The organism is Micromonospora sp. WMMD708 (genome assembly GCF_049315245.1).
GTDB lineage: Bacteria > Actinomycetota > Actinomycetes > Mycobacteriales > Micromonosporaceae > Micromonospora > Micromonospora wenchangensis.
This window is the reverse complement of sequence record NZ_CP186060.1, coordinates 6088975-6115173: the sequence shown is the minus strand read 5'-3', so window position 1 is coordinate 6115173 and position 26199 is coordinate 6088975. Positions and strand designations below refer to the sequence as shown.

The window sequence follows — 26199 nt, the reverse complement described above, 5'->3', positions numbered from 1 at the left end:
GCCTGTCAGCCCCCGGGGGCGGATTCCCGACGCCGACGCCGGTGGGCGTCGTGCCGCATCATCGTCACCAGACCGGGAAAGCCCCACAGGAACCCGGCCAGACAGGTCCAGAGCCAGTCCTGGTGGCCGTGTTCGGTGAGCCACCCACGGAAGAAGACCAGCAGGAGGAGCCCGGCCACCGCCCAGGCGATCAGCCCGGCGACGGCGAACGGGACCATCGGCGGGTCGAGTGGTTCGGGTCGGGGTGGTTGCTCCTGCGGCACGGGCAGAAGCGTACCGCGAAGTACTTTCCCGGCCCGCCGCTGATCTGGGACGATGCGCGCGACAACGGTAGATCATTTGCGAGGACCTGATGGCCATTGCGCCGCCGGACAACGGCATTCCCTCTGATCCCGCTCAACCCCGGAACGGTTTCGACCGGTTCTTCGAGGTCTCCGCCCGTGGCTCGACGATGAGCCGCGAGGTACGGGGTGGCCTGGCGACCTTCTTCACGATGGCGTACATCGTGGTGTTGAACCCGTTGATCCTGGGCGGGGCCGCCGACGGTGACGGCAAGAAGCTCTCGATCCCCGCCCTGGCCGCCGCGACCGCGCTGGTGGCGGGCCTGATGACGATCCTGATGGGGGTCGTCGGGCGGTTCCCGATGGCGCTGGCCGCCGGTCTGGGGGTGAACGCGCTCGTCGCGTTCGAGATCGCCCCGCAGATGACCTGGGCGGACGCGATGGGGCTGGTGGTGATCGAGGGTGTGCTCATCGCGATCCTCGTGCTCACCGGCCTGCGTACGGCGGTGTTCCGTTCGGTCCCGACGCAGCTCAAGACCGCGATCGGGGTCGGCATCGGGTTGTTCCTGACCATCATCGGGCTGGTCGACGCCGGTTTCGTCAGGCGGGTACCGGACGCGGCGAACAGCACCGTGCCGGTGGGCCTCGGCATCAACGGCAAGATCGTCAGTTGGCCGATGCTGGTCTTCGTGGTGGGCCTGCTGGTCACGTTGGTGCTGGTGGTACGTCGGGTACGCGGCGCGATCCTGATCGGCATCCTGGCCTCGACCATGCTGGCGATCATCGTGGAGGCGGTCGCCAAGGTGGGCCCGTCCTTCGTCGACGGCAAGCCCAACCCCGAGGGCTGGTCGCTGAACGTGCCGAAGCTGCCCGAGCGGCTCGTCGACATTCCCGACCTGTCGCTGCTGGGCAACTTCAACGTGCTGGGCTCGTGGAGCCGGGCCGGCTGGCTGATCCCGCTGATGTTCGTCTTCACCCTGTTGATCACGGACTTCTTCGACACGATGGGCACGATGGTCGCGATCGGCCAGGAGGGGGACATGCTCGACGGGCAGGGCACCCCGCCCCGGGCGAAGGAGATCCTGCTGGTCGACTCCATCGCCGCGGCGGCGGGTGGCGCGGCGAGCGTGTCCAGCAACACGTCGTACATCGAGAGTGCCTCGGGGGTCGCGGAGGGTGCCCGGACCGGGGTGGCCAACCTGGTCACCGGCGCGCTGTTCCTGCTGGCGATGTTCCTGTCGCCGCTGTCCACGGTGGTGCCGTTCGAGGCGGCCTCGACGGCGCTGGTGGTGGTCGGGTTCCTGATGATGACCGCGGTGCGGACGATCGACTGGACCGACTACGAGATCGCGATCCCGGCGTTCCTCACCATCACCCTGATGCCGTTCACCTACTCGATCTCCAACGGCATCGGCGCGGGCATCATCAGCTACGTGGTGCTCAAGCTGGCCAGGGGGAAGGCGCGGGAGGTGCATCCGCTGCTCTACGCGGTGGCGGTGCTGTTCGTGCTCTACTTCCTGCGGGGGCCGATCGAGTCGGCGTTGATGTAGCTCCACCCGTCGGCCTGCGGGCCGGGTGACCCTTCGGGATGCCCGGCCCGGGGCGGCGGCATTCCCCCTCGTGAGCATGGTCATATGGCATGTCATTAGCCAGGCTCATTAGTTAGGCTAACGACTGTGACGGAGCGGACGGTGACGGCGAACCGCGTGCCACCGGCGCAGCTGGCACCCCAGCTGCGTGATGCGATCACCCGACTCAACCGGCGGGTCCGGCAGGCCCGCCCGGTCGGCGACCTGACGGTCACCCAGCTCTCCGCGCTCACCAGCCTCCGGCTGGCGGGCGCGCTGACGCCCCGGGAACTGGCCGACGTCGAACGGGTCCAGCCACCGACGATGACCAAGATCGTCGCGAAGCTGGAGGAGCGCGGCCTCGTGCAGCGCACCCCCCACCCGACCGACGGCCGGCAGGTCATCCTGGCGGCCACCGAGGGAGGCCGGGCCGTGCTCGACCAGTTCGAGCGGGCCCGCAACGAGTGGCTGGCGAGCCGGCTGGCCGCGCTCACGGAGGACGAACGCGACACGCTACGGCGGGCCGCCGACATCCTCCAGCAGCTCGCCCGCGCCTGACGCCCCACCGGGTCCGCGCCGTCCGCCGTCGATGACGCGTACCTGGCCCGAGGAGGCGCACCAAGAGTGCAGGCGAAGCTGAGCACGATGTTCCAGTCCCTACGAGTCCGCAACTACCGACTCTTCGCCACCGGACAGCTGATCAAACTGATCGGCGTCTGGATGATGTTCATCGCCCAGGACTGGCTCGTCCTTGAGCTTTCGGACAACTCCGCCACCGCGCTCGGGGTGGTGACGGCCCTCCAGTTCACCCCGGTCCTGCTGCTCACCCTGCTCTCCGGCCGGCTCGCCGACCGGTACGACAAGCGGATGCTGCTCTTCGTCGCCAACGCCTTCTGGACGGTGCTGGCGCTGGGGATGAGCCTGCTGGTGCTCACCGGCCTGGTCGAGCTGTGGCACGTCTTCGCGTTCGCCGCCCTGCTCGGCATCGCCAACGCGGTGGAGACCCCGGTCCGGCAGGCTTTCGTCAGTGAACTCGTCGGCACCACCCTGCTGCCCAACGCGCTCTCGCTCAACGCGGCGGTGTTCAACTCGGCCCGGATCATCGGCCCCGCCGTCGCCGGCCTGGCCATCGCCGCCTTCGATGTCGGCCCGGTCTTCCTGTTCACCGCCGTCAGCTCCGTCGCGCCACTGGCCAACGTGGTCCGGATGCGGCCGGCCGAGCTGTACCGCAAGGAACTCCCGCCGCTCGGCGAACGGGACTCGGCCAAGGTCGTCGACGGGCTGCGCTACGTCCGCAGCCGCCCCGACCTGCTGCTGCCGATGGTGGTCATGTCGGTGATCGGGATGTCGCTGTTCAACTTCCAGCTCACCCTCGCCGCGCTGGCCAAGACGGTCTTCCACACCGGCGCCGCCTCGTTCGGCCTGTTCAGCACCGCACTCGCGGTCGGCGCGCTGGTCGGGGCGCTCGCCGGGACCGGCCGGCGCAGCCGCCCCTCGGTCTGGCTGGTGCTCGGCGCGGCCGTCGGCTGTGCGGTCTTCGGCACCCTGGTCGGCCTCGCCCCGGCGTACTGGCTGGTGGTGACCCTGCTCCTGCCGACCGGCTTCTTCATGGTCTTCTTCGCGCAGGCGGCCAACCAGCGGGTGCAGCTCGGCACCGACGCCGCCTTCCGGGGGCGGGTGATGGCACTGTGGGTGCTGGTGTTCCTGGGCACCAACCCGGTCGGCGCGCCGATCGTCGGCTGGGTAGCCGAGACCTTCGGTGCCGGGGCGAGCATCTGGATGGGTGGGCTCATCTCCCTGGCCACCGCCCTGCTCGCGCTCACCTGGCAGCTCCGCCGCTCCGGTGCCCGGCTGCGCTTCCGGGTGCTGCCCATGCCCCGCTTCTACGTGGTGTCCCGCACCGGGCTGCTCACCCCCAGCGGGCGGTGAGCGGTGCCGTGCGCCCCGGGGGCGGCCACGCACAGCGTTCAGATGGCAACAAAGCGGTGGCGCGCGGCCCCGGCGGGCCTTAGCGTCGAGGTGTGGCAGGCGAGAGCGCACTGACGCTGGTACTGGCTATCCTCGCCGTGGCCTGCCTGCCGGCGGCGTTCGCCCTGGTCTTCTGCTATGACGAGATTCTCGACCGGGTGGCCTGCGGCTGGGCCGAGTGGCGGGAACGCCGCCGGGAACGCCGCACCATCGCCCGGCTCGACCGGGCCCTCGCCACCGATCCGGTCACCGGCGACCTCGACCTGACCGAGCTGGACCGGGCCGACCGCCGCCCCCTCGAACTCCTCGCCGCCGACCTGCGCCGACTCGGCCGGCACCGGCTCGCCGCGGGTGGCCGCTCGGTGGTCTGGCACAGCTCGGTGATCGAGGCGTACGACGACCGGCTGCGCGCCGCCTGCCGGGCGTTGGGGATCGCCGAGCACCTGGCCGAACTGTCCGGGGTCGACCGGGAGATCGAACGGGTCCGGGTCGAGGGGCTGCTCGCGGGGGCGGGGCTGGGGCTGCCGGCCACCCGCGCCGATCGCCGCTCCCGTGACCGGCGGGCGTGAGACTCTTCGTCGCGGTCTACCCGCCGCCGTCCGCCGTCGCCGACCTCACCGCCCGGGCGGTCCGGCTGCGGGTGGGCGCGGCCACCTCCGCCGGCCTCGACGTACGACTGGCACGGCCGGCGCACCTGCACGTCACGCTGGCCTTCCTCGGCGAGGTCGCACCCGGTCGACTACCCGAGGTCCAGGGTGCCCTCGCGGCGGCGGCCGCCACCGCCCGTGCCGGTTGGACGCATCCGCCCCGGCTGCGGCTGGGCGGCGGGGGCTGCTTCGGCCAGGGCCGCTCCACCGTGCTCTGGGTGGACCTGCTGGGAGAGGTGCCGGCGCTGCGTACCCTGGCCGGGCTGATCCGTGCCGAGCTGGACCGGGCCGGCCTGCCGTACGACGGGAAGCCGTTCCGCCCGCACCTGACGGTGGCCCGCCCCGGGGGCCGGCTCACCCCGGCCGAGGTGGAGGCCGACCGGCTCGCCCTCGACGCCCACCGCGGCCCGTCGTGGCCGGCCACCGACCTGGTGCTCGTCCACAGCCGCCCCGGCCCCCGCCACACCCCCCTGACCACCTGGCCTCTGTGACCGCGCCGCCTGTCCCGCCGGATGCGCTGCCCCGGCGCGACGGGGGCGACATAGCGGTGACCTGGCGCTCGGAAACCGCCACATCGCCCCCGTTGAGTTGATCATCACGAGCCGGGGGCGCCCGGTGGGAGCATCGGCCCGGCGCGATCGAACAGCCCGATCACCCCGGCGGGTGGGTCACCAGGCCCAGGCCTCCGGGCCGGGGCCACCGTTGCCGACCGGCGGGAACAGCTCGTCGAGCCGCTGCTCCGTCGCCTCGTCGATCTCCACCGAGAGCGCCCCCAGGGTGTTGTCGAGCTGCGCCACCGTACGCGGGCCGATGATCGGGGCGGTCACCCCGGGCCGGGAGAGCAGCCAGGCCAACGACACGTCGGCCGGGTCCTGACCCCGCTCCGCGCAGAACTTCTCGTACGCCTCGATGGCCGGCCGGTGCGCGGCGAGCCCGTCGGCGGCGCGACCGGCGGTGCCCCGCGCGGCACCGCCCTCGGCCATCTTGCGCAGCACCCCGGAGAGCAGCCCGCCGTGCAGCGGCGACCACGGGATGACCCCGAGCCCGTAGTGCTGCGCGGCGGGGATCACCTCCAGCTCGACGTGCCGGGTGAGCAGGTTGTAGAGGGACTGCTCGGCGACCAGGCCGAGGAAGTTGCGCCCCGCGGCGGCGGCCTGCGCCTGGGCGATGTGCCAACCGGCGAAGTTGGACGACCCGACGTAGATCACCTTGCCCTGTGCGACCAGGGTCTCCATCGCCTGCCAGATCTCCTCCCACGGGGTGCTGCGGGAGACGTGGTGCATCTGGTAGAGGTCGATCACGTCGGTCTGGAGCCGGCGTAGCGAGTCCTCACAGGCCCGGACGATGTGCCGGGCGCTCAGCCCCTGGTCGTTGGGCCACTCGCCCATCTTGCCGTAGACCTTGGTGGCCAGGACGACCTTGTCCCGCCGGCCCCCACCCTGGGCGAACCAGCGGCCGATGATCTGCTCGGTGATCCCCTCACCGGTCTGCCAGCCGTACACGTTGGCGGTGTCGAAGAAGTTGATGCCGTGTTCGAGCGCCCGGTCCATGATGGCGAAACTGTCCGGCTCGGACGTCTGCGGCCCGAAGTTCATCGTGCCGAGGCAGAGCCGGCTCACCGACAGGCCGGTGCGTCCCAGATTCGTGTACTCCATGACCCCACCCTGGCACGTGCGGCAGCACACTGCCGTGCGCCGCCAGGGTGGAGCCCCGGGTCAGGAGGACTCGCGGGCCGCCGGGCCACTGCCGAAGAGGACGTCGTCCCAGCTCGGCAGGCGCTTACGCGGCTTGCCCGAGGCGTCCGTCGACTCGCCACCGGCGGCAGCAGCCGCCGCGCCGGTGCGACGCGGCCGGAGCACCGCCAGCGACGGCACGGCCGGGACCTCCTTCGGCGCGTCCGAGTCGTCGTCGAAGGCGGAACCCTGCCCACCGCCGAGCAGCGCGGCGGCGCCACCGCCGACGGCCCGCTGGCGGGGGGCGTCGGCACCGGCCAGCGCGGCCGGGGAGCGCGGGTCCAGACCCCGTCCCGAGGTGCCGCCGAGCGGACGGTCCAGCGAGGCGAGCAGCGCGTCCCGGCCGGCCCGGATCGGGTCCCGGCCCGGTCGGGCCTGCTCGCCCGCGGCCGGCAGGCCGTGCCCGCCCCGGCTCGGCTCACCGCGCGACGGGCCGGGCAGCGCGTGACCGCCCCGCTCCGGTGCCGGTTCCTGGCCGAGGATCGGCGTGGGACGCTCGGCGCACAGGTACTGCGCCATGTCGTCGTGCGGGGTGACGTTCTGCCGGAGCTTGTCGAGATCCCAGACGGCCTGCGCGGTGGCCTTGCCCGACGGCCAGGTCGCGATGATCCGCCAGGTGCCGTCGTCGCGCCGGAAGGCGTCCCAGGAGATCTTCTCGGTGTCGATGCCGTGCTGGGCCAGCCGGCCGTTGACCACCTCGGCCAGCGGGGTGGCCTTCTCGGCGCCCTTGAGCCGGGTGCGCCGGGCGTGCTGGGCGAGCATGGCCCGCTCCTGGAGCACCGGGCCGGCGTAGCGCAGCACCCGGTCGACGGGGACACCGGCGATCCGGGCGACGTCCTCGGCGGACTCGCCGGAGCGGATGCGGGCCTGGATGTCCCGGGGGGACAGCGACGGGGTCGGATCGGCCCCGACCGGGACGACGGCGAGCGGCGGCGTGCCCGGCTCCGCGTGCAGCACGGTCGCGATGCGTTCGTCGATGGGGAGGGCGAGCAGGCGCCCGACCTCGTCGGCGAGCACCAGCGCCTGGCCGTCCTCGGAGAGGGCGACGAAGCGTACTGGGCGCATGGCGTAGCCTCCGTCCCGCTTCGCTGGCCGTCACGCCACGAGCCGGCCACCCGGGCGTCCTCGCACCACCGTACGCCCATCTGCCCACAGGTGGGGGAGGTGAATCCGCATGTCGCGACTGAGCTGCGGCAATGATCACAGTGGGTGGCCGCAGCAGCCGCTGCGACCACCCACCGTGACGGATGTGATCAGAGCCGCTCGACGACGTAGTCGATGGCGGCGGTGAGCGCCTCCACGTCGGACGGTTCCACCGCCGGGAAGAGCGCGACCCGCAGCTGGTTGCGGCCGAGCTTGCGGTACGGCTCGGTGTCGACGATCCCGTTGGCCCGCAGCACCTTGGCGATCACGGCGGCGTCGACCCCGTCGGCGAAGTCGACGGTGGCGACCACGTTGGAGCGCAGCGTCGGATCGGTGACGAACGGGGTGGCGAACGCGGACCGCTCGGCCCAGCCGTAGACGATCCCGGCGCTCTCGGCGGTGCGCTTGGCCGCCCAGCTCAGGCCGCCCTGCGAGTTCATCCAGTCGGTCTGCTCGGCGGCCAGGAAGATGGTCGCCAGCGCCGGGGTGTTGTACGTCTGCTCCAGCCGCGAGTTGTCGATCGCGGTGACCAGGTCGAGGAAGGCCGGGATGTAGCGGCCCGAGCCCTTGATCTCGGCGGCCCGCTCCAGCGCTGCCGGCGACATCAGGGCCAGCCAGAGGCCGCCCTCGGAGCCGAAGCACTTCTGCGGGGCGAAGTAGTAGACGTCGGTCTCGCCGACGTTGACGTCCAGACCGCCGGCTCCGGAGGTGGCGTCGACCAGCAGCAGCGAGCCCGGGTCGGCGTCGGCGACCCGGCCGATCGGCACCGCGACACCGGTGGAGGTCTCGTTGTGCGGGGTGGCGTAGACGTCCACTCCGGCCTCGGCGACCAGGCTCGGGGCGCTGCCCGGCTCGGCCTTGCGGACGGTCGGCTCGCCGAGGAACGGCGCGTCGGAGACGGACTTGGCGAACTTCGCGCCGAACTCGCCGAAGCTGGCGAACTGGGCCCGGTCACGGACCAGCCCGAAGGTGGCGACCTCCCAGAAGGCGGTGGTGCCGCCGTTGCCGAGGACCACCTCGTAACCCTCGGGGAGGGAGAAGAACTCGGCCAGGCCCCGGCGGAGCCGGGCGACCTCGGCCCGGACGGTCTGCTGCCGGTGCGAGGTGCCCAGGAAGCTGGTCGCCACGTCGGCGAGCGCGGAGACCGCCGCCGGACGGACCTTGGACGGCCCGCAGCCGAACCGCCCGTCGGCGGGCTTGATGTCGTCGGGAATCCGGATGGTCGGTGCGTCAGCCACGGTTTTCTCGATCCTTCCGCATGGGCGAGGGCGGGCCCTTCAACGGGCGCGGAGCCGCGGCGGACGCGCGCTGGCGCACGTCGTGGCCGGGTCCGGGCCTGGTCCGGCGACACTGCCGGCCTTCATCCTCGCACCCGTGGCGGCCCGGATGCCGGCTGGTCCCAGGCCCGGGGCTGAGGCGTCGGACACACCGGGGGCGGGTGGCCGGCCACGCGCAGGGGGCGTCGACCGGCCGGTCGACGCCCCCTGCGAACAGGTGTGCTCAGACGCCGTGCGGGATGGCGTCCCAGCCCTCGACCTGCTGCGGCTTGCGGGTGCCGGGCCCGACGTAGCGGGCCGACGGCCGGACGAGCCGCTGGAGCTTCTTCTGCTCCAGGATGTGCGCCGACCAGCCGCCCATCCGGGCGCAGGTGAACATCGAGGTGAACATGTGCGCCGGCACCTCGGCGAAGTCGAGCACCACGGCCGACCAGAACTCGACGTTGGTGGCGAGGACCCGGTCCGGGCGGCGGGCCTGGAGCTCGGCCAGGGCGGCCTTCTCCAGCGCCTCGGCGACCTCGAAGCGCGGTGCGCCCAGCTCCCGGGCGGTGCGCCGGAGCACCCGGGCGCGCGGGTCCTCGGCCCGGTAGACGCGGTGGCCGAAGCCCATCAGCCGCTCGCCCCGGTCGAGGACGCCCTTGACGTACCCCTCGGCGTCGCCGCTGCGCTCGACGGCCTCCAGCATGGTGAGCACCCGCGACGGCGCGCCGCCGTGCAGCGGGCCGGAGAGCGCGCCGATGCCGGAGGAGATGCAGGCCGCCGCGTCGGCCCCGGTGGAGGCGACGATCCGGGCGGTGAAGGTGGAGGCGTTCAGGCCGTGCTCGGCGGCCGAGATGAAGTACGCGTCGACAGCCTTGACGTGCCGCGGGTCGGGCTCGCCGCGCCAGCGCTTCATGAACCGCTCGACGATGGTCTCCGCCTTGTCGATCTCCTTCTGCGGCACCGCCGGCAGACCCAGGCCACGGGCGGACTGGGCGACGAAGGACAGCGCGGTGACCGAGACCCGGGCCAGGTCGGCGCGGGCCTGGGCGTCGGAGATGTCGAGCAGTTGGCTGAGCCCCCAGTACGGGGCGAGCATCGCGACCGCGGACTGCACGTCGACGCGGATGTCACCGGAGTGCACCGGCACCGGGAACGGCTCGGCGGGGGGCAGGCCGGGGCCGAAACGCCCGTCGACCAGCAGGGCCCAGACGTTGCCGAAGGAGACCTGGCCGATCAGATCCTCGATGTCCACGCCCCGGTAGCGCAGCGCGCCGCCCTCGCGGTCCGGTTCGGCGATCTCGGTCTCGAAGGCCACGACGCCTTCGAGGCCCGGTTTGAAGTCGGCCATGTCGTCTCCTGGCTTCTGGCTCGGTGCGCCCGTTACGGGCTCGGTCCGGCCCGGTACCTACGGCGACCCTCAGGGATGTCTTCTCGTCATCTTGCCTGGTGGGTAACCAAGCGCGCGACCCGCTGCGACTGTGCTGCACGCGACATCCCCGCCGCTGGACGCCGGGGTGCGCTCCGTGAGACTGGTCTGTGGGCTGACCGGCGTCGTCGGGACGCGGACGGCCGGTGCGAGGAGGACGACGTGACGGGCGACACACCAGCTCTGGCGGCCATGCGGCACGAGTACGCCGCCGACCTGGGGCTTTCCGAGACGGACCTGGCCGCCGACTGGCCCACCCAGTTCGGCCGCTGGCTCGCCGACGCGATCGCCGCCGGCCTGCCCGAGCCGAACGCGATGGTCCTCGGCACCGCCGACGCCGCCGGTCGGCCCAGCGGCCGGACCGTGCTGCTCAAGGAGTACGACCCGCAGGGTTTCGTCTTCTTCACCAACCACGGCTCGCGCAAGGGCACCGAACTGGCCGACAACCCGTGGGCCAGCCTGGTCTTCCCCTGGTTCCCGATGCAGCGGCAGGTGGTGGTGACCGGTCGGGTGGCGCACGTCGGGCGGGGTGAGACCGAGGCGTACTTCGCGTCCCGGCCGCGTGGCTCCCAGCTCGGGGCCTGGGCGAGCACCCAGTCGGCGGTGGTGCCGGACCGGGCCGCGCTCCAGGAGGCGTACCGGGAGGTGGCGGAGCGGTTCCCGGCCGGCACGCCGGTCCCGGCGCCCCCGCACTGGGGCGGGTTCCGGGTGCACCCGGAGACGGTGGAGTTCTGGCAGGGTCGGGCCGGCCGGTTGCACGACCGGCTGCGGTTCCGCCGGGTCGAGGGGGACGGCTGGGCCGTCGAGCGGTTGGCCCCGTGACCGCCGTCACACCGACCCGGCGGGGGCGGGCCGGTCGGCTGGCCATCGACCTGCGTCCGCTGCGGGTCCCCGCGTACCGCCGGATGTGGCTCGGCAACACGGTGGCGATGTTCGGGTTCCAGTTCACCGCGGTCGCCGTACCGGTGGAGATGTACGCGCTGACCCGGGATTCCTTCTGGGTGGGGCTGCTCGGGGTGGCCGGGTTCCTGCCGCTGCTGGTCTTCGGGCTGTGGGGCGGGGCGGTGGCCGACGCCCGGGACCGGCGGCGGGTGCTGCTGGCCGGCTCGGCGCTGCTCTGGCTGTCGATGCTCGGCCTGCTCGGGCACGCGCTGTCCGGGCTCGGCAGCCCGGTGCTGCTGCTGGCGCTGGTGACGGTGCACTCGATCGCGTTCGCGATCAGCTCGCCGGCCCGGTCGGCGATCCTGCCCCGGCTGCTCCCGCCCGAGCTGGTCCCGGCGGGCAGCACCCTGAACTACACCACCTTCACCGCCGCGGCGGTGGCCGGCCCGCTCGCCGCCGGCCTGGTCTTCGCCGCGTTCGGCACCGACGCCGGGCTGCCGGTCGCCTACGCGGCCGACGCCCTGCTGTTCACCGGGCTGGTGGTGGCGACGGTGCGGCTGCCCGCGATGCCCCCGGCCCCACCGGCCGAGGGTGAGGCGCGCCGGGGTGGCCTGGCGGGCATCCTCGACGGGTTCCGCTACCTGGCCACCACGCCGGTGCTGCTCTCCTCGTTCGCCATCGACCTGATCGCGATGATCCTGGCCATGCCCCGGGCGCTCTTCCCCGAGGTGGCGCAGGAACGGTTCGGCGGCGGCGCGGCGGTCGGGTGGCTCTACAGCGCCATCGCGATCGGCGCGATGCTGGGCGGGCTGACCTCCGGCTGGATCGGCCGGCTGCGGCGGCAGGGGCTCGCCCTGGTGGTGGCGGTGGTCGGCTGGGGGTTGGCCATCGCGGCGGCCGGGCTGGCCCGGCAGCTCTGGCTGGTGGTACTGCTGCTCGCGGTGGCCGGGGCGGCCGACCTGGTCAGCGCGGTACTGCGGCAGTCGATGCTGCTGATCTACGCGCCGGACCGGATGCGCGGCCGGCTCCAGGGGGTGAACACGGTGGTGGTGGCCGGCGGGCCCCGGCTGGGCGACCTGCGGGCCGGGGCGATGGCCGCCGGGTTCGGCGGCTCGGTCGCCTGGGTGGCCGGCGGGCTGCTCTCGGCCGGGCTGGCGGTGCTGCTGGTGGTGGGTTTCCCGGCCCTGCTGCGCTACCGGGCGGGCACGACGGCGCAGGGCCGTGGCTGACGTGGGACGGGTGCGCCGGGTCCGGCGGGCCGGACAGGGCACGGACTAAGGTCACGGCATGGACAACGCTGCGCACCGCCCGCCCTCGGGGACACAGTGGACGATCGCCGCCGACGGCCACGAGGCCGTCATCGTCGAGGTCGGCGGTGGGGTTCGGACCTACCGGCGCAACGGGGTCGACTACCTCGACGGGTACGCCGAGGACGAGATCACCCCCAGTAGCGCCGGGCAGGTGCTGGCGCCCTGGCCGAACCGGATCAGGGACGGGCAGTACTCCTTCGGCGGCCGGTCGTTGCAGCTCGACCTGACCGAGCCGGCCCGGGGGGTCGCCCTGCACGGCCTGGTCAACTGGGTGCGCTGGCAGCCGGTCGAGGAGTCGGCCGACGCGGTGACCCTCGGCTACGACCTGCCGCCCACCCCCGGCTACCCGTGGTCGCTGCGGCTGCGGAGCCGGTGGAGCGTGGGCGCGGACGGGCTGCGCGGCGAGCACGAGGTGACCAATACCGGTGCCGAGGCCGCGCCGTTCGGCTTCTCCGTCCACCCGTACCTGCGGCTGGCCGGGGTCGCGGTGGACGACCTGACGATGCGGCTGCCGGCCCGTAGCCGGCTCCAGGTCGACGCCCGGCTGCTGCCGATCGGGGCGACCCCGGTGGCCGGCACCGAGTACGACTGGACCACCGCCCGGCCGATCGGCGACGCGCAGCTCGACCTCTGCTTCGGCGACGTGATCCGGGACGACGACGGTGGTTCGTCGGTGACCCTGACCGCCCCGGACGACGCGGACGGGGTGTGCCTGTGGGCCGACCACCGGTTCGGCTGGTGGCAGGTCTTCACCGGTGACGCGTTGACCGGCGAGCGGCACCGCCGGTCGGTGGCGGTGGAGCCGATGACCTGCCCGCCGGACGCGTTCCGGTCCGGTCGGGACGTGATCGCGCTGGCCCCGGGGGAGACCTGGCGGGGCACCTGGGGCATCCGGCCCGGGGTCTGAGCGTGGAGTTCGGCGAGGTGGTCCGGCGTCGCCGGATGGTGCGCAACTACGACCCGGACCGTCCGGTCCCACCGGAGGTGGTGCAGCGGCTGCTGGACCATGCGGTCCGGGCGCCGTCGGCCGGCTTCGCCCAGGGCTGGGGTTTCCTGGTGCTGGAGGAGCCGGCGGACCGGGACCGGTTCTGGGCGGCGGCCACGCCCGGCGGTGGTGGGCGGGAGCGGTGGCTGGCCGGGATGCGCCGGGCCCCGCTGATCGTGGTGCCGCACGCCAACCGCTCGGCCTACCTGGAGCGGTACGCCGAGCCGGACAAGGGCTGGGTGGACCGCTCGGAGGACCGCTGGCCGGTGCCCTACTGGTACGTCGACACCGGCTTCGCCGCGTTGCTGATGCTGCTCACCGCCGTGGACGAGGGGCTGGGGGCGTGCTTCTTCGGCATTCCCCCGGACCGGCTGTCGGCCTACCGGGAGGCGTTCGGGGTGCCGGGGGAGTACCACCCGATCGGCGCGATCACGATAGGTTACCGGGCGGTCGACCATCGGTCACCCTCGCTGCGGCGGGGGCGTCGGCCGGTGGACGAGGTGGTCCGGCGTGGCCGATGGAGTTGATGCTGGTTCGTACCATCCGCAGCGGGTGTCGGGGCGACGGGAAGCGACAACGGGGAGCGGAACGTGGTGTGGCGGGGGCGGATAGGCTGGCACCGTGATCGGTGCCGCACGGTGCGGCAGCTCGGCGTGACCCGGCACCACGCCGAGGGTCGGCCCGACCACGGGGAGGGGAGCGTGCCGTGATCTTCAAGGCGGTCCGGGACGGGCGTCCCTATCCGGAGCACAACCTGACGTTGAAGCAGTGGGCGGAGATCCCGCCCCGCCCGTTGCGGTTGGACCAGCTCATCACCACCAAGCGCGAGCTGGCGCTGGACAAGCTCCTCGCCGAGGACTCCACCTTCTACGGCGACCTGTTCCCGCACGTGGTGCAGTGGAACGGTGGCCTCTACCTGGAGGACGGCCTGCACCGGGCGTTGCGCGCGGCATTGCAGCAGCGCAACCAGATCCACGCCCGGGTGCTGGTCTACAACGGCCAGCCCGAGTGACGCCCGCCTGAGTAGTCGTTAAGGTGGCGGCCATGGGCACCCCGCTGGACCTGCTGGACGTGGACGCCTCGCTGAGCGAGGAGGAGCGTCAGATCCGGGCCGTCGTCCGCCGCCTCGTCGACGACCGGGTCCGCCCGCACGTCGCCGGCTGGTACGAGGACGGCGACGTCCCCGCCCGGGAACTGGCCCGCGAGTTCGGCCGTCTCGGCCTGCTCGGCATGCACCTGACCGGGTACGGCTGCGCCGGCGCCTCGATGGTCGCGTACGGGCTGGCCTGCCTGGAGCTGGAGGCCGGCGACTCCGGCGTCCGCTCCCTGGTGTCGGTGCAGGGGTCGTTGGCCATGTACGCCGTCTGGCGCTTCGGCGACGAGGAGCACAAGCAGCGTTGGCTGCCCGCGATGGCCGCCGGTGAGGCGATCGGCTGTTTCGGGCTGACCGAGCCCGACCACGGCTCCGACCCGGCCTCGATGACCACCCGGGCCCGCCGCGACGGCGACGACTGGGTCCTCGACGGCGCGAAGATGTGGATCACCAATGCGCCGGTCGCCGACGTCGGGGTGATCTGGGCACGTACCGACGAGGGGGTGCGGGGTTTCCTCGTACCGATGGACACCCCCGGGGTGACGGCGCGCGAGATCCGCCGCAAGATGTCGCTGCGGGCCTCGGTGACCGGCGAGATCGCCCTCGACGGGGTGCGGCTGCCGGCGGACGCCCTGCTGCCCGGCGCGGTCGGGCTCAAGGCCCCGCTGAGCTGCCTGACCGAGGCCCGGCAGGGCATCGTCTGGGGCGCGCTCGGCGCGGCCCGGGACTGCCTGGAGACGGCGCTGTCCTACGCCGGCACCCGGACCCAGTTCGGTCGCCCGCTGGCCGGCTTCCAGCTGACCCAGGCCAAGCTCGCCGACATGGCCGTCGAGTGGAACAAGGGCCTGCTGCTCGCCCTGCACCTGGGCCGGCTGGCCGACGCGGGCACGCTGCGACCCGACCAGGTCAGCGTGGGCAAGCTGAACAACGTGCGGGAGGCGCTGGCGATCGCCCGGCAGTGCCGGACGATCCTCGGCGCGAACGGGGTCTCCGGCGAGTACCCGGTGATGCGGCACGCCAACAACCTGGAGAGCGTGCTCACCTACGAGGGCACCTCCGAGATCCACCAACTGGTCGTCGGGCAGCGGCTCACCGGGTTGTCCGCCTTCGGCTGACGACCGCCCGTCACCCGTTCGGGTCGCTCGCCGCGCGCGCGTCGTACGGTGGCCGTACCGTCATCGACAGAGGCACGTGTCTGACGAGGACGGTGAGGGCGATGGCCCGCGACGGTGAAACCCCCCAGAGTGAGTTCCCCGGCTACCCGACCGCCGACACACTGCGCACCCGGTCGGGCGACCCGGACGACCCCGACACCCCACCGGCCGACCCGCCCCGCTCGGGCGGCGGCCCGGCCCGGGGGCTGCTCTGGGTGCTCGGCGCGGCGGCGTTGGTCGTGGTGGTGCTGCTCGGTACGCAGGTGACCGGGATCTTCCCGGACTTCCGCAACCCGTTCGCCAAGGAACAGACCGACCGCAGCCAGCCGCCGCTGCTCAAGTCGATCCAGGATCTGAGCCGCTACGTGGCGGCCGAGGGCAACTTCCAGGTCGTGGTCGACCTCCAGAACGACCGCAACAACGTGCCGGAGTTCCTGCTCAACCAGCGGACGCTGTTCGTCGGGGCGGGCAGCGTCGAGGCGTACGTCGACTTCGGCAAGATCGGCGAGGGGGCGGTGGTGCCGTCCGCCGACGGCAAGTCCGTCGAGATCAAGCTGCCCGCGCCGCAGCTCGGCGAGACCAACCTCGACATGGACAAGAGCTACGTCTTCGCCGAGGAGCGCGGCCTGTTCAACCGGATCGGTGACCTGGTCAAGGGTGACCCCAACCGGCAGCAGCAGGTCTACCGGATGGCCGAGGAGCGGATCACCACGGCGGCCCGGGACAGCGGCCTGGCCAAGCGCGCCGAGGAGAACACCCGCAAGATGCTGGAGGGCCTGCTCCGCTCGCTCGGCTACGAGAAGATCACCATCACCTACACGGCCCCCTGACCCGAAGCGCCCTGCCCGTGCGGCACCGGTGCCGCACGGGCAGGGCGCTGTAGGGGGATTGCGACGGCGGTCTTGGTGATCAAGAGGTTCGCGTCATTCTTGATCTTCACGTTGACGCAGACCTCTTGATCACCGGGCAAGCCCGCCGGGGCAAGCCCGCCGGGGCAAGCCCGCCGGGGGCGGTCAGTGGCTGGTGGTGGCGTAGCGGTCCTCGTTGGGCATCAGGATCCACAGCACCAGGTAGACGATCACCTGGGTGCCGGGCAGCAGCAGCGACAGCAGGAACAGCAGCCGGACCAGGGTGGCCGAGGTGTTGAACCGGCGGGCCAGGCCGGCACAGACACCGGCGAGCATGCGCCCCTCGCGGGGTCGGACCAGTTTGCGACTCATCGTCGTACTCCCACTCTGCGGCGATCCGCCGCGCTGCATTCCACGGTAGGAAGGGGTGGCCACCGTGCCCTCCGTCCCGAGGGTGATCCGGTGACCCCGTACCCGTAGGTGGTTACCCGAGTCGACCCCGGCCGACGCCTGCCGGCGGCGACGACGGGGTGCGGACGACGGGGTGCGGTGGGCCGGGCGGGTAGGCTCGCCGGTCGACACCGCCCCCATCCCGGGCGGGATCAGCAGGTCACCGGCGACCCCGGCGGCCACGGACCCGGCCGGGCCCGGCACCAGCCGGGCGACGGCGAGGAAGCGCAGCGATGATCAGTGTCTTCGACCTCTTCAGTGTCGGCATCGGCCCGTCCAGCTCGCACACCGTGGGCCCGATGCGGGCCGGGCGGACCTTCGTCGCCGGGCTGAAGGCCGACGGGCTGCTGCACACCGTCACCCGGGTCCGGGCCGAGTTGTTCGGCTCGCTGGGTGCCACCGGCCACGGCCACGGCAGCGACCGGGCCGTGCTGCTCGGGCTGGCCGGTGAGAGCCCGGAGACGGTGGACACCGACAGCGTCGACCCCCGGGTCGCCGAGATCCGCGCCCGGGGCCGGCTCGCCCTGCTCGGCACCCAGGAGATCGACTTCGAGCCGGACCGGGACCTGGTGCTGCACCGCCGCCGCTCGTTGCCGTACCACCCGAACGGGATGGTCTTCTCGGCCTGGGACGCGGCGGGGGCGCAGGTCCGCGAACGGACCTACTACTCGGTCGGTGGCGGGTTCGTGGTGGACGAGGCGGCGGCCGGGGCGGACCGGATCAGCGTGGACACCACCGCCGTGCCGCACCCCTTCTCGACCGGTGCCGAACTGCTCGACGTCACCGCCGGCACCGGCCTGTCGATCAGCGGGGTGATGCTCGCCAACGAACTGTCCTGGCGCAGCGAGCCGGACGTGCGGGCCGGGCTGCTGGACATCTGGCGGGTGATGCGGGAGTGCGTGGCCCGGGGCGGCGGGCGGGACGGCGTACTCCCGGGTGGGCTGCGGGTCCGGCGGCGCGCCGCCGAGTTGCGCCGCAGCCTGGAGGCCGACGCGGGCGCGGCCGACCCGCTGCGCGCGATGGACTGGGTGACCCTGTTCGCGCTCGCGGTCAACGAGGAGAACGCCGCCGGTGGCCGGGTGGTGACCGCCCCGACGAACGGCGCGGCCGGGATCATCCCGGCGGTGCTGCACTACTACACCCGGTTCGTGCCGGCCGCCTCCGACGAGGGGGTGGTGCGGTTCCTGCTGGCCGCCGGGGCTATCGGGGTGCTGTTCAAGGAGAACGCCTCGATCTCCGGGGCCGAGGTGGGCTGCCAGGGCGAGGTCGGGTCGGCGTGCTCGATGGCCGCCGCCGGGCTGGCCGAGGCGCTGGGCGGCACCCCCGAGCAGGTGGAGAACGCCGCCGAGATCGGCATGGAGCACAACCTCGGGTTGACCTGCGACCCGGTCGGGGGGCTGGTGCAGATCCCCTGCATCGAGCGCAACGCGGTGGCTAGCATCAAGGCGATCACGGCGGCCCGGCTCGCGCTGCGCGGCGACGGGGTGCACCACGTCTCGCTCGACAAGGTCATCAAGACCATGCGCGAGACCGGGGCGGACATGAAGGTCAAGTACAAGGAGACGGCACGCGGCGGCCTGGCCGTCAACGTGATCGAGTGCTGAGGGGCGTTCGTTCACCGACTGCTAACCTGTCGTCCGTTGTTGTCAGGCGGGAGGCGACGGTGACCGCAGGCGTCACGGCGTTGTGGTCGCACCGCAACTCGCTGCGCATCCTGGTCAGACGCGATCTCGCGGTGAAGTACCGGCAGTCCGTGCTCGGTTACCTCTGGTCGCTGATCGAGCCGCTGGGGATGGGCGCGATCTACTTCTTCGTCTTCGGGGTGCTCTACTCCGGGCCGACCAACCGGCACCTCGGCGAGGCCGCCGGGTCGTACCCGCTGTTCCTGATCACCGGCATCTTCGCCTGGATGTGGACGAGTTCGGCGCTGAGCGAGGCGACCAACGCGCTGACCGGGCAGTCCCGCCTGATCACCACGATGAACGTGCCCCGGCAGGTCTTCCCGATCGGCCGGGTCACCGGCCGGTTCGCCGAGTACGTCGCCGGCCTGCCGATCCTGCTGGCCGTCGCGGTCGTCTACGCCGCCAACGGCCGGGTCACGCTGGGCTGGTCGCTGCTGAGCCTGCCGCTGGCCGTCGCCGTGCAGGGCACCCTGCTGGTCGGACTGGCCCTGCTGCTGTCCGCGGTGAACGTGCTGATGCGCGACGTGGAACGGTTCATGCGGCTGGTCATCCGGGTGCTGTTCTACGCCACCCCGATCATCTACCCGTTGAGCCTGGTCCGGGAGTCGGGCATGCCGGGCTGGGTCAAGATGGCGTACGAGCTGAACCCGCTGGTCGGCATCTTCCAACTCCAGCACGCCATCTGGTACCCGGACGAGTTCCCGGACGCCCGGCTGCTGACCACCACGATCGCCGGGAGCCTGCTGGTGCTGGCCGCCGGCTGGTGGGCGTTCCGCCGGCTCGAACCGGCCGTGCTGAAGGAACTGTAGGTGCCGCCGATCATCGAGGCGCAGGGGCTCGGCATCCGGTTCGTCCGCAACCGGCGTCGGCAGCTGCGGCTGCGGGAACTGTTCATCCACCGGGGCGGCCGGGCCGCCACCGGCCAGTTCTGGCCGCTGCGGGACGTCTCGTTCACCGTCGCGCCGGGCGACACGGTCGGCGTGATCGGGCGCAACGGCACCGGCAAGAGCACCCTGCTGCGGCTGATCGCCGGGGTGCTCATCCCCGACGAGGGGCGGATCACCGTCTCCGGTGACGTCGCGCCGCTGCTGGAACTCTCCGCCGGCTTCTCCAACGACCTGACCGGCCGGGAGAACCTCTACCTGGTCGGCGGGCTGCACGGACTCTCCACCGGCTACCTGCGGCGGCACTTCGACGACATCGTCGGGTTCGCCGGTGAGCAGGTGGAACGGGCCATCGACACCTCGGTGCGGCACTACTCGTCGGGGATGAAGGTGCGGCTCGGGTTCGCGATCATCTCGCACCTGCCGCACCCGATCCTGCTGATGGACGAGGTGACCGCGGTGGGCGACGCGGAGTTCCGCAAGAAGTGTTACTCGACGATCGACCGACTGCTCGCGGAGGGGCGCACCTTGGTGCTGGTGTCACACAACGAGAAGGACCTGACCCGGTTCTGCCGTCGGGGGCTCTACCTCGACGGCGGGCGGCTGACCGTGGACGGGACGGTCGCCGAGGCGCTCGACGCGTACCACGCCGCGGTGCCGCGATGACCGTGGCGATCGTGCTCGCCGCCGGTGCGCCGGCCGCGGGCCTGCCCACCGGCACGGGCGAACCGCTTGCCGACCGGCTCGCCGGGCAGTTGCGCCGGGCCGGGGCGGACCGGGTGCACACCGTCACCGACCTGCCCGCGCTGGCCGCCCTGGTGGACACCGTCACCGGCCCGGTCCTGGTCACCGGGGGCGACCTGGTCGCGCACACGGCCGTACTGCGGCACCTGGCCACCAGCCCGGTCGGCCCGACGGTGGCCCTGGTGCTCACCGACCCGCCGGCCGCCGGCGCGACGCTGGTCCGCGAGGAGCGCGGGCAGGTGGTCGACGCCGGCCCGGAGCTGCCCGACGCCACCGGCGTCTTCGGCGGCGCGCTGCGGGTCGGCGCGGACGACCTGCCGGCGTTGGCCGCCGCCGCCCGCTCGGCGGCCGTCGCCCCGGCGGCCGGCGTCGCCGTGGACCGGCTGTTCGCCGCGCTGGCCGACCTCGGCACCCTGACCTTCGCCCACCGGGTACGCCTGCTCGTGGCGCACCGGATCGCCGATCCGGCCGGGCTGGCCGCCGCCGAGGCGGCCCTGGCCGGGGTGGACGAGGACCGGGCGCAGCTGCGGCTGTCGGTGAAGGAACGCGACGACTTCTTCACCACTTACTTCGTCAGCACCTGGTCGCCGTACGTGACGAAGGCGTGTGCCCGGCTGGGCCTGACGCCGACCGGGGTCACCATGATCTCGGTGCTGTTCGCGGTGGTCGCGGCGGTGCTCTTCGGCGCGGGTGGCCGGCCCGCCCTGGTGGCCGGCGCGGTCCTGCTCTACCTGGGGTTCGTGCTGGACTGCGTGGACGGGCAGTTGGCCCGCTACACCCGGCACTTCAGCGCCTGGGGCGGCTGGCTGGACACGATGGCCGACCGGGCCAAGGAGTACCTGGTCTACGCCGGGCTGGGCTACGGCGCGACGCACGCCGGGTTCCGGTACGGCTGGGCGCTGGCCATCGCCGCGATGACGTTGCAGACCGTCAGGCACATGACCGACGCCTGGTACGGGGTGCTGCACGACGAGGCGGCCCGGCGTCCCCGCCCGGCCGGCCCGGCCGCCGGGGGGATCGGCGGGAAGCTGAACGCCGCCTCGACCCGGGTGCAGGCGGACACCGGCTCGGTGTCGTACTGGCTGAAGCGGACGGTGGTCTTCCCGATCGGCGAGCGGTGGGCGTTGATCGCGGTCACCGCCGCGCTGTTCGGGCCGCTGGTCAGCCTGGTCTCGGTGCTGGTGTGGGGGGTGCTGGCGTTCGGTTACACGGGCGCGTTGCGGACCCTGCGGGCGCGCTGGATGTGGGTGCCGGTGCTGGACACCGTCGACGCGACGCTGCACCGCGACGACGGGCCGCTGGCGGCCCGGCTGCCGGTGGTCCGGCCGATGGGCCCGTTGACCCTGGCGGTGCTCGGGGTGCTCGGGCCGGCGGTGCTGCTGGTGGTGGGGCTGTTCCGGGCGGCCGGCGACGGCGACCCGGGGGGTCTGCGCTGGTGGCTGCCGGTGGCGCTGGTGGTGCTGCTGGTCGCCGGGCTGGGCGCGGGCGCGGCGCACAACGGGCCGCTGGACTGGCTGGTGCCGGCGGCGCTGCGGGCCGGCGAGTACCTGTTCGCCGCCGTGGTCGGGGTGGTCGGCGGGGTACCGGCCTGGCTGGTCTTCGGGTACGTCTTCGTGCTGACCGTGCACCACTACGACCTGACCGCCCGGTTGGAGAAGCGGCAGGCGGCCCCGCCGTTGCACGCCTGGACGCTGGGCTGGGAGGGGCGTTCGGTGCTGCTGGCGGTGGCGGCGATCGCCGGATTTGCCGCTCCTGCCATGGCTACAATCGGTACGTACCTTCTGGTGGTGTTCGTGGCGAGTGTCGTGCTGGCCTGGGTCGTCCTGCCGGCCCGCGCGGGCCGGGCGGCGGCCGTACCCGTGCGGGGTGCCTCGCCGGGCTGACGACGGGGGCGGGGCGGATGACGCTGATCAGCTTCGTCGTACCGGCCTTCCGGGTGCAGGGCTACCTGCGCGAGTGCCTCGACTCGCTGCTCGACCAGCCGTACCGGGACATCGAGGTGATCGGGGTCGACGACGCCTCCCCGGACGCCTGCGGCGACATCCTCGACGAGTACGCCGCCCGTGACCCCCGGGTCCGCGCGGTACGCCTGCCGCGCAACGTCGGGCTCGGTCCGGCCCGCAACGTCGGGCTGGACCGGGCCACCGGCGAGTACGTCTGGTTCCTCGACGGCGACGATCGGCTCGCCCCCGACTGCCTGCCCGAGGTAGCCGACCGGCTCACCGGCACCCGCCCGGACGTGCTGCTGGTCGACCACGTCCGGGTGCACTGGGACGAGCGCGCCACCCGCAGCGCCCTGCCGGAGGTCTTCGGCGACCCGCCCGGCGCGGCGACGTTCCGGCTGGCGGAGCGGCCCGAGGCGCTGCGCCTGCTGCATACCGCCTGGAACCGGGTGGTCCGTCGGGAGTTCCTGACCGGTCTCGGGCTGCGCTTCGCCCCCGGCTGGTACGAGGACGTCGCGTTCAGCTACCCGGTGCTGCTGGCCGCCGGGCGGATCGGCGTGCTCGACCGGGTCTGCGTGCACTACCGGCAGCGCCGGGCGGGCGCGATCACCCGGACCCTCGACGGCCGGCACTTCGAGGTCTTCGACCAGTGGAACCGGGTGTTCGCCTTCCTCGACGGGCGACCCGACCTGGCCGGCCTGCGCCCGTTGGTGTTCGAGCGGATGATCTGGCACTACCTGACCGTGCTCGGCAACGGCGACCGGATCGCGCCCGCGCTGCGGCAGGCGTTCTTCCAGCGGATCACCGCCGACCACCGGCGCCTGCGCCCGCCCGGCGGTTACCCGGTGCCGGACGGCGGGGACGGGCTCAAGCACCGGCTGGTCGCCGCCGGCCGGTGGCACACCTTCAGCGCGTTGCGCGCCGTCAACCAGGCGCGGGAGACCGCGCGGGTGACCGGCCGGCGGGTCCGGCCGGTGGCCCGGCGGACCGCCCGGCTGGCCCGCGACGCGCTGCTGCACGAGTACTACCGGGCCGAGCTGCGCCGGCCGATCGACCCGACGCTGGCCGTCTACGCCGCCTACTGGTACCGGGGTTACGCCTGCAACCCGGCGGCCATCGACGCCGCCGCCCGCCGGCTCGCCCCGCAGGTACGGGGGGTGTGGATCGTCCGGCGGGACCGGGTCGACACCCTCCCGCCCGGCACCGAGTACGTCGTCGCCGGCACCCGCGACGCCCAGCGGGCGCTGGCGCGGGCCCGCTGGCTGGTCAACAACGTCAACTTCCCGGACTTCGTGCGCAAGCGTCCCGGCCAGGTGCACGTGCAGACCCACCACGGCACCCCGGTCAAGGTGATGGGGCTGGACCAGCAGCGGTATCCGCTCGGCGCGGTCGGGATGGACTTCGCCGGGCTGCTGCGCCGGGTGGACCGGTGGGACTACAGCATCACCTCCAACGCCTTCTCCACGCAGATGTGGGACCGCGCCTACCCGGCGGACTACGTCCGGCTGGAGGTGGGCTATCCGCGTAACGACCGGCTGGTCACCGCCACCGCCGAGGAGGTGCGCGCGGTCCGGGCCGGGCTGGGGATCGCCCCGGACGAGCGGGTGGTGCTCTACGCGCCGACCCACCGCGAGCACCTGCCCGGCTACCGGCCGCCGTTCGACCCGTACCGGCTGCTGGACGTGCTCGGGCCGGCCGGCCGGTTGCTGGTGCGCAGCCACTACTTCCACGACCGGGAGGGCCGGGTCCGGCGGCGGGCCGGGGGACGGGTGGTCGACGTCAGTGACGTCGGCACCGTGGAGGACCTCTACCTGGCCGCCGACGTGCTGGTCACCGACTACTCGTCGGCGATGTTCGACTACGCCGTGCTGGACCGGCCGATCGTGATCTACGCGCCGGACCACGACGCCTACCGGTTGGCCCGGGGGGTCTACTTCGACGTGACCGCCGAGCCACCGGGCGCGGTCGCGCTGACCTTCGAGGAACTGCGGGAGGTCTTCCGCTCCGGCGCGGTGACCGGGGAGTCGGCCGAGCGGGCCCGTCGGGCGTTCCGGGAGCGGTTCTGCGGCTGGGACGACGGGCACGCGGCGGAACGGGTGGTCCGGCGGGTGTTCCTCGGCGAATCAGGGTGAGGATCCGGGCGGATCGCCGTACTGGCCCGTAATAGGGCTGTCATCAGCCGAACATGGCACGTTTACCCGATGTGCTAACCCGATGATGCTCGTCACAGTCAACCCCGGGGTTCGGCCAAGCTGGGGGAGGAGACGGTGACCACCGTCGCGCTGAAGGACGTCACAAAGGTATTCCCGGACGGGACAATTGCCGTCGACAACGTCAGTCTCGACGTCGTCGACGGGGAGTTCATGGTCCTGCTGGGCCCGTCCGGTTGCGGGAAGTCGACCGTGCTGCGGATGATCGCGGGCCTGGCCGAGCCGACCTCCGGCGCGGTGATGCTCGACGGTGAGGTCGCCAACGACCTGCCGCCGCGCGACCGGAAGATCGCCATGGTCTTCCAGGACTTCGCGCTCTACCCGCACATGTCCGTCGGTGACAACATCGGCTTCCCGCTCAAGCTGTCCGGGGTCGAGCCGGTGCCCCGTGGTGAGCGGGTGCAGGACGTGGCGAGCGCGCTCGGCATCGGTGACGTGCTCGGCCGCAAGCCGAGCCAGCTCTCCGGCGGCCAGCGGCAGCGGGTCGCGATGGGTCGGGCGATCGTCCGCCGTCCGGGGCTGTTCCTGATGGACGAGCCGCTGTCCAACCTGGACAGCGGGCTGCGGGCCGAGCTGCGTGCCGAGATCTCCGCGCTGACCCGCGAGCTGGGCGTCACCACCATCTACGTCACCCACGACCAGGCCGAGGCGCTGACCATGGCCGACCGGGTGGCCATCATGCGCAAGGGCGTGCTCCAGGACGTCGGCACCCCCACCCAGGTGTACGGCCGGCCCGCGACCCTCTACGTGGCCGCCTTCCTCGGCAGCCCCCGGATGAACCTGCTGGAGGCGTCGGTCTACGTCCACCTCGACCGGTACGTCACGCTGACCCTCGGTGACCAGGCGCTCTACCTGCCTTGGGACGACATCCGCAGCCGGGCGGTGGCGCACTACCACGGCGAGCGGATCGTGGTCGGGATGCGGGCCGAGGCGCTCACCCCGGTCGCCCCGGACACCCCCGGCGACGTGCTCCAGGGCCGGGTGCGTTACCTGGAGCACCACGGGCACGAGTCGCTGGCCTTCCTCGACATCGGCGCCACCGCCATCATGGTCGACGAGATGAGCGCCCCCGCCGAGGACGCGGTCCCGGGTCAGCGTGGGCTGCGCCGGTTCGGCCAGGTCATGTCCCGGCTCACCGGGCGGGCCACCGACCCGGCGGAGGTCGACCGGACGCCCGGCGGCAACCGCACCAGCGTGCTGAACGACCCCGGCCGGCACCACCGCCGCCCGGCCGAACTGGCGGTCCGGCTGGCCCCGTACCCGGCGATCTCGGCGGGGCACCCGATGGCGGTCGCGGTCCGGATGGACGCCCTGCACTTCTTCGACGAACGCGGCGACCGGATCGACGTCGGCTGGCGCTGATCGAGTCCCTGCCCGGTGCGACGCAATGTCGCTGGAATTGCGGTATCAACAGGTCCCGATGCCGCAATTCCAGCGACATTGCGGGAATTGTGCCGGGGCTTGGCGGGGTGTTTACCCACGGGTAACGTCGGGGGTATGACCGTTGACTCCCGGGAGGTGGCGGCCGGGGTGCTGCGGGCCGTCCCGTTCGCCCGCACCCTCGGCTTCGAGATCGTCGAGGTCGCGCCCGAGGCCGAGGGCGGGGTCCGGGCGGTCGTCCGGCTGCCCGACACGCCGGCCACCCACAACCACGTCGGCGGCCCGCACGCCGGGGCCATGTTCACCCTCGGCGAGACCGCCTCCGGCGCGGTGGTGATGGCCGCGTTCGGGCATGTCCTGGACCGGGCCGTGCCGCTGGCCGTCCGGGCCGACATCGCCTACCGGCGGGTGGCGATGGGTGAGGTGCGGGCCACCGCACGGCTCGGTCGTCCCCCGGCCGAGGTGCTCGCCGAGCTGGACGCCGGGCAGCGCCCCGAGTTCCCGGTGGCGGTGGAGATCGGCACCCCCGACGGCACCGTCACCGCCACCATGACCGTCCTGTGGACGCTGCGCCCCAACCGCTGACCCGCGTGGCGGGTGGGTAAAGGG

25 protein-coding genes are annotated in these 26199 nt (G+C 72.9%); 19 read left to right on the top strand and 6 right to left on the bottom strand.

All coding sequences use genetic code 11. From position 1 onward, the window contains the following. Window positions 1-5: 5 nt before the first annotated feature. The gene (locus ACN260_RS26965; RefSeq protein WP_422753638.1) at window positions 6-263 is read right to left on the bottom strand and encodes a DUF2530 domain-containing protein; all 258 of its coding nucleotides are present in this window, start codon (window positions 261-263) and stop codon (window positions 6-8) included. A gap of 89 nt (window positions 264-352) precedes the next feature. Between ACN260_RS26965 and ACN260_RS26960 the strand changes: the two genes are divergently transcribed. The 5 genes from ACN260_RS26960 to thpR all read left to right on the top strand — a co-directional run bounded on the left by ACN260_RS26960 (window position 353) and on the right by thpR (window position 4955). Continuing rightward, complete coding sequence (locus tag ACN260_RS26960; protein WP_422753637.1) at window positions 353-1831, top strand: NCS2 family permease; 1479 nt, start codon at window positions 353-355, stop codon at window positions 1829-1831. Between the two features lie 126 nt (window positions 1832-1957). Next, window positions 1958-2407: a MarR family winged helix-turn-helix transcriptional regulator gene (locus ACN260_RS26955; protein ID WP_204925864.1), complete on the top strand. Its 450-nt coding sequence runs from the start codon at window positions 1958-1960 to the stop codon at window positions 2405-2407. Window positions 2408-2473: 66 nt separating this feature from the next. Then, window positions 2474-3778 carry an MFS transporter gene (locus ACN260_RS26950; RefSeq protein ID WP_422753636.1) on the top strand — a complete coding sequence of 435 codons (1305 nt, stop codon included), beginning with the start codon at window positions 2474-2476 and terminating at the stop codon, window positions 3776-3778. A 92-nt stretch (window positions 3779-3870) separates the two neighbouring features. After that, window positions 3871-4386, top strand: a complete 516-nt coding sequence (locus ACN260_RS26945; RefSeq protein WP_422753635.1) for a hypothetical protein — start codon at window positions 3871-3873, stop codon at window positions 4384-4386. Then, a complete protein-coding gene (gene thpR, locus ACN260_RS26940) occupies window positions 4383-4955 on the top strand; it encodes an RNA 2',3'-cyclic phosphodiesterase (protein ID WP_422753634.1) in 573 nt (190 codons plus the stop codon). The genes ACN260_RS26945 and thpR overlap by 4 nt, the downstream gene beginning before the upstream one ends. Window positions 4956-5132: 177 nt before the next feature. Here thpR and ACN260_RS26935 read toward each other — a convergent pair whose 3' ends face one another. From ACN260_RS26935 to ACN260_RS26920, 4 genes are all read right to left on the bottom strand, one after another. Next, window positions 5133-6119 (bottom strand): aldo/keto reductase, encoded by a 987-nt coding sequence (locus tag ACN260_RS26935; protein WP_422753633.1) that lies wholly within the window; start codon window positions 6117-6119, stop codon window positions 5133-5135. 60 nt (window positions 6120-6179) lie between these two features. Next, complete coding sequence (sepH, locus tag ACN260_RS26930; RefSeq protein WP_402893600.1) at window positions 6180-7262, bottom strand: septation protein SepH; 1083 nt, start codon at window positions 7260-7262, stop codon at window positions 6180-6182. A gap of 188 nt (window positions 7263-7450) precedes the next feature. Further along, window positions 7451-8578, bottom strand: coding sequence for a phosphoserine transaminase (gene serC, locus ACN260_RS26925; protein ID WP_422753632.1), 1128 nt, complete (start codon window positions 8576-8578; stop codon window positions 7451-7453). Between the two features lie 262 nt (window positions 8579-8840). Continuing rightward, window positions 8841-9947, bottom strand: coding sequence for a citrate synthase 2 (locus ACN260_RS26920; RefSeq protein WP_145917623.1), 1107 nt, complete (start codon window positions 9945-9947; stop codon window positions 8841-8843). A 270-nt stretch (window positions 9948-10217) separates the two neighbouring features. Here ACN260_RS26920 and pdxH point away from each other — a divergent pair, with 270 nt between their 5' ends. The 7 genes from pdxH (at window position 10218) to ACN260_RS26885 (ending at window position 16279) form a co-directional block, all read left to right on the top strand. Then, the gene (gene pdxH / locus ACN260_RS26915) at window positions 10218-10847 is read left to right on the top strand and encodes a pyridoxamine 5'-phosphate oxidase (RefSeq protein WP_422756839.1); all 630 of its coding nucleotides are present in this window, start codon (window positions 10218-10220) and stop codon (window positions 10845-10847) included. Then, complete coding sequence (locus ACN260_RS26910) at window positions 10844-12136, top strand: MFS transporter (RefSeq protein WP_422753631.1); 1293 nt, start codon at window positions 10844-10846, stop codon at window positions 12134-12136. Before pdxH ends, ACN260_RS26910 begins: the two co-directional genes overlap by 4 nt. 58 nt (window positions 12137-12194) lie before the next feature. Then, window positions 12195-13124 (top strand): aldose 1-epimerase family protein, encoded by a 930-nt coding sequence (locus tag ACN260_RS26905; RefSeq protein WP_422753630.1) that lies wholly within the window; start codon window positions 12195-12197, stop codon window positions 13122-13124. A 2-nt stretch (window positions 13125-13126) separates the two neighbouring features. Next, a complete protein-coding gene (locus tag ACN260_RS26900) occupies window positions 13127-13729 on the top strand; it encodes a nitroreductase family protein (protein ID WP_422753629.1) in 603 nt (200 codons plus the stop codon). Window positions 13730-13908: 179 nt separating this feature from the next. Further along, window positions 13909-14214 carry a type II toxin-antitoxin system VapB family antitoxin gene (locus ACN260_RS26895; protein ID WP_145917627.1) on the top strand — a complete coding sequence of 102 codons (306 nt, stop codon included), beginning with the start codon at window positions 13909-13911 and terminating at the stop codon, window positions 14212-14214. Window positions 14215-14246: 32 nt separating this feature from the next. Next, window positions 14247-15410, top strand: a complete 1164-nt coding sequence (locus tag ACN260_RS26890) for an acyl-CoA dehydrogenase family protein (RefSeq protein WP_422753628.1) — start codon at window positions 14247-14249, stop codon at window positions 15408-15410. 101 nt (window positions 15411-15511) lie between these two features. Beyond that, on the top strand, window positions 15512-16279 hold the full coding sequence (locus ACN260_RS26885) for a DUF4230 domain-containing protein (protein ID WP_422753627.1): 768 nt from the start codon (window positions 15512-15514) through the stop codon (window positions 16277-16279). A gap of 183 nt (window positions 16280-16462) precedes the next feature. Here ACN260_RS26885 and ACN260_RS26880 read toward each other — a convergent pair whose 3' ends face one another. Next, complete coding sequence (locus tag ACN260_RS26880) at window positions 16463-16669, bottom strand: PspC domain-containing protein (RefSeq protein ID WP_204925876.1); 207 nt, start codon at window positions 16667-16669, stop codon at window positions 16463-16465. Between the two features lie 311 nt (window positions 16670-16980). On the opposite strand from ACN260_RS26880, the gene ACN260_RS26875 reads away from it, so the two are divergent. From ACN260_RS26875 to ACN260_RS26845, 7 genes are all read left to right on the top strand, one after another. Beyond that, complete coding sequence (locus ACN260_RS26875) at window positions 16981-18351, top strand: L-serine ammonia-lyase (protein WP_422753626.1); 1371 nt, start codon at window positions 16981-16983, stop codon at window positions 18349-18351. A gap of 59 nt (window positions 18352-18410) precedes the next feature. After that, complete coding sequence (locus ACN260_RS26870) at window positions 18411-19238, top strand: ABC transporter permease (RefSeq protein ID WP_422753625.1); 828 nt, start codon at window positions 18411-18413, stop codon at window positions 19236-19238. Beyond that, the gene (locus tag ACN260_RS26865) at window positions 19239-19979 is read left to right on the top strand and encodes an ABC transporter ATP-binding protein (protein WP_422753624.1); all 741 of its coding nucleotides are present in this window, start codon (window positions 19239-19241) and stop codon (window positions 19977-19979) included. Then, window positions 19976-21940, top strand: coding sequence for a DUF5941 domain-containing protein (locus tag ACN260_RS26860; RefSeq protein WP_422753623.1), 1965 nt, complete (start codon window positions 19976-19978; stop codon window positions 21938-21940). Before ACN260_RS26865 ends, ACN260_RS26860 begins: the two co-directional genes overlap by 4 nt. Window positions 21941-21957: 17 nt before the next feature. Beyond that, the gene (locus tag ACN260_RS26855) at window positions 21958-24132 is read left to right on the top strand and encodes a bifunctional glycosyltransferase/CDP-glycerol:glycerophosphate glycerophosphotransferase (RefSeq protein WP_422753622.1); all 2175 of its coding nucleotides are present in this window, start codon (window positions 21958-21960) and stop codon (window positions 24130-24132) included. A gap of 135 nt (window positions 24133-24267) precedes the next feature. Next, window positions 24268-25572: an ABC transporter ATP-binding protein gene (locus ACN260_RS26850; protein WP_422753621.1), complete on the top strand. Its 1305-nt coding sequence runs from the start codon at window positions 24268-24270 to the stop codon at window positions 25570-25572. A gap of 135 nt (window positions 25573-25707) precedes the next feature. Beyond that, complete coding sequence (locus ACN260_RS26845; RefSeq protein WP_422753620.1) at window positions 25708-26175, top strand: DUF4442 domain-containing protein; 468 nt, start codon at window positions 25708-25710, stop codon at window positions 26173-26175. Window positions 26176-26199 lie beyond the last annotated feature (24 nt).

Bases quoted from the DNA above. Each gene is read 5' to 3' on its own strand.
- ACN260_RS26960 (WP_422753637.1), top strand. From the start codon at position 353: ATGGCCATTGCGCCGCCGGACAACGGCATTCCCTCTGATCCCGCTCAA.
- ACN260_RS26935 (WP_422753633.1), bottom strand. From the start codon at position 6,119: ATGGAGTACACGAATCTGGGACGCACCGGCCTGTCGGTGAGCCGGCTC.
- sepH (WP_402893600.1), bottom strand. From the start codon at position 7,262: ATGCGCCCAGTACGCTTCGTCGCCCTCTCCGAGGACGGCCAGGCGCTG.
- ACN260_RS26920 (WP_145917623.1), bottom strand. From the start codon at position 9,947: ATGGCCGACTTCAAACCGGGCCTCGAAGGCGTCGTGGCCTTCGAGACC.
- pdxH (WP_422756839.1), top strand. From the start codon at position 10,218: ATGCGGCACGAGTACGCCGCCGACCTGGGGCTTTCCGAGACGGACCTG.
- ACN260_RS26905 (WP_422753630.1), top strand. From the start codon at position 12,195: ATGGACAACGCTGCGCACCGCCCGCCCTCGGGGACACAGTGGACGATC.
- ACN260_RS26890 (WP_422753628.1), top strand. From the start codon at position 14,247: ATGGGCACCCCGCTGGACCTGCTGGACGTGGACGCCTCGCTGAGCGAG.
- ACN260_RS26885 (WP_422753627.1), top strand. From the start codon at position 15,512: ATGGCCCGCGACGGTGAAACCCCCCAGAGTGAGTTCCCCGGCTACCCG.
- ACN260_RS26880 (WP_204925876.1), bottom strand. From the start codon at position 16,669: ATGAGTCGCAAACTGGTCCGACCCCGCGAGGGGCGCATGCTCGCCGGT.
- ACN260_RS26875 (WP_422753626.1), top strand. From the start codon at position 16,981: ATGATCAGTGTCTTCGACCTCTTCAGTGTCGGCATCGGCCCGTCCAGC.
- ACN260_RS26860 (WP_422753623.1), top strand. From the start codon at position 19,976: ATGACCGTGGCGATCGTGCTCGCCGCCGGTGCGCCGGCCGCGGGCCTG.
- ACN260_RS26855 (WP_422753622.1), top strand. From the start codon at position 21,958: ATGACGCTGATCAGCTTCGTCGTACCGGCCTTCCGGGTGCAGGGCTAC.
- ACN260_RS26845 (WP_422753620.1), top strand. From the start codon at position 25,708: ATGACCGTTGACTCCCGGGAGGTGGCGGCCGGGGTGCTGCGGGCCGTC.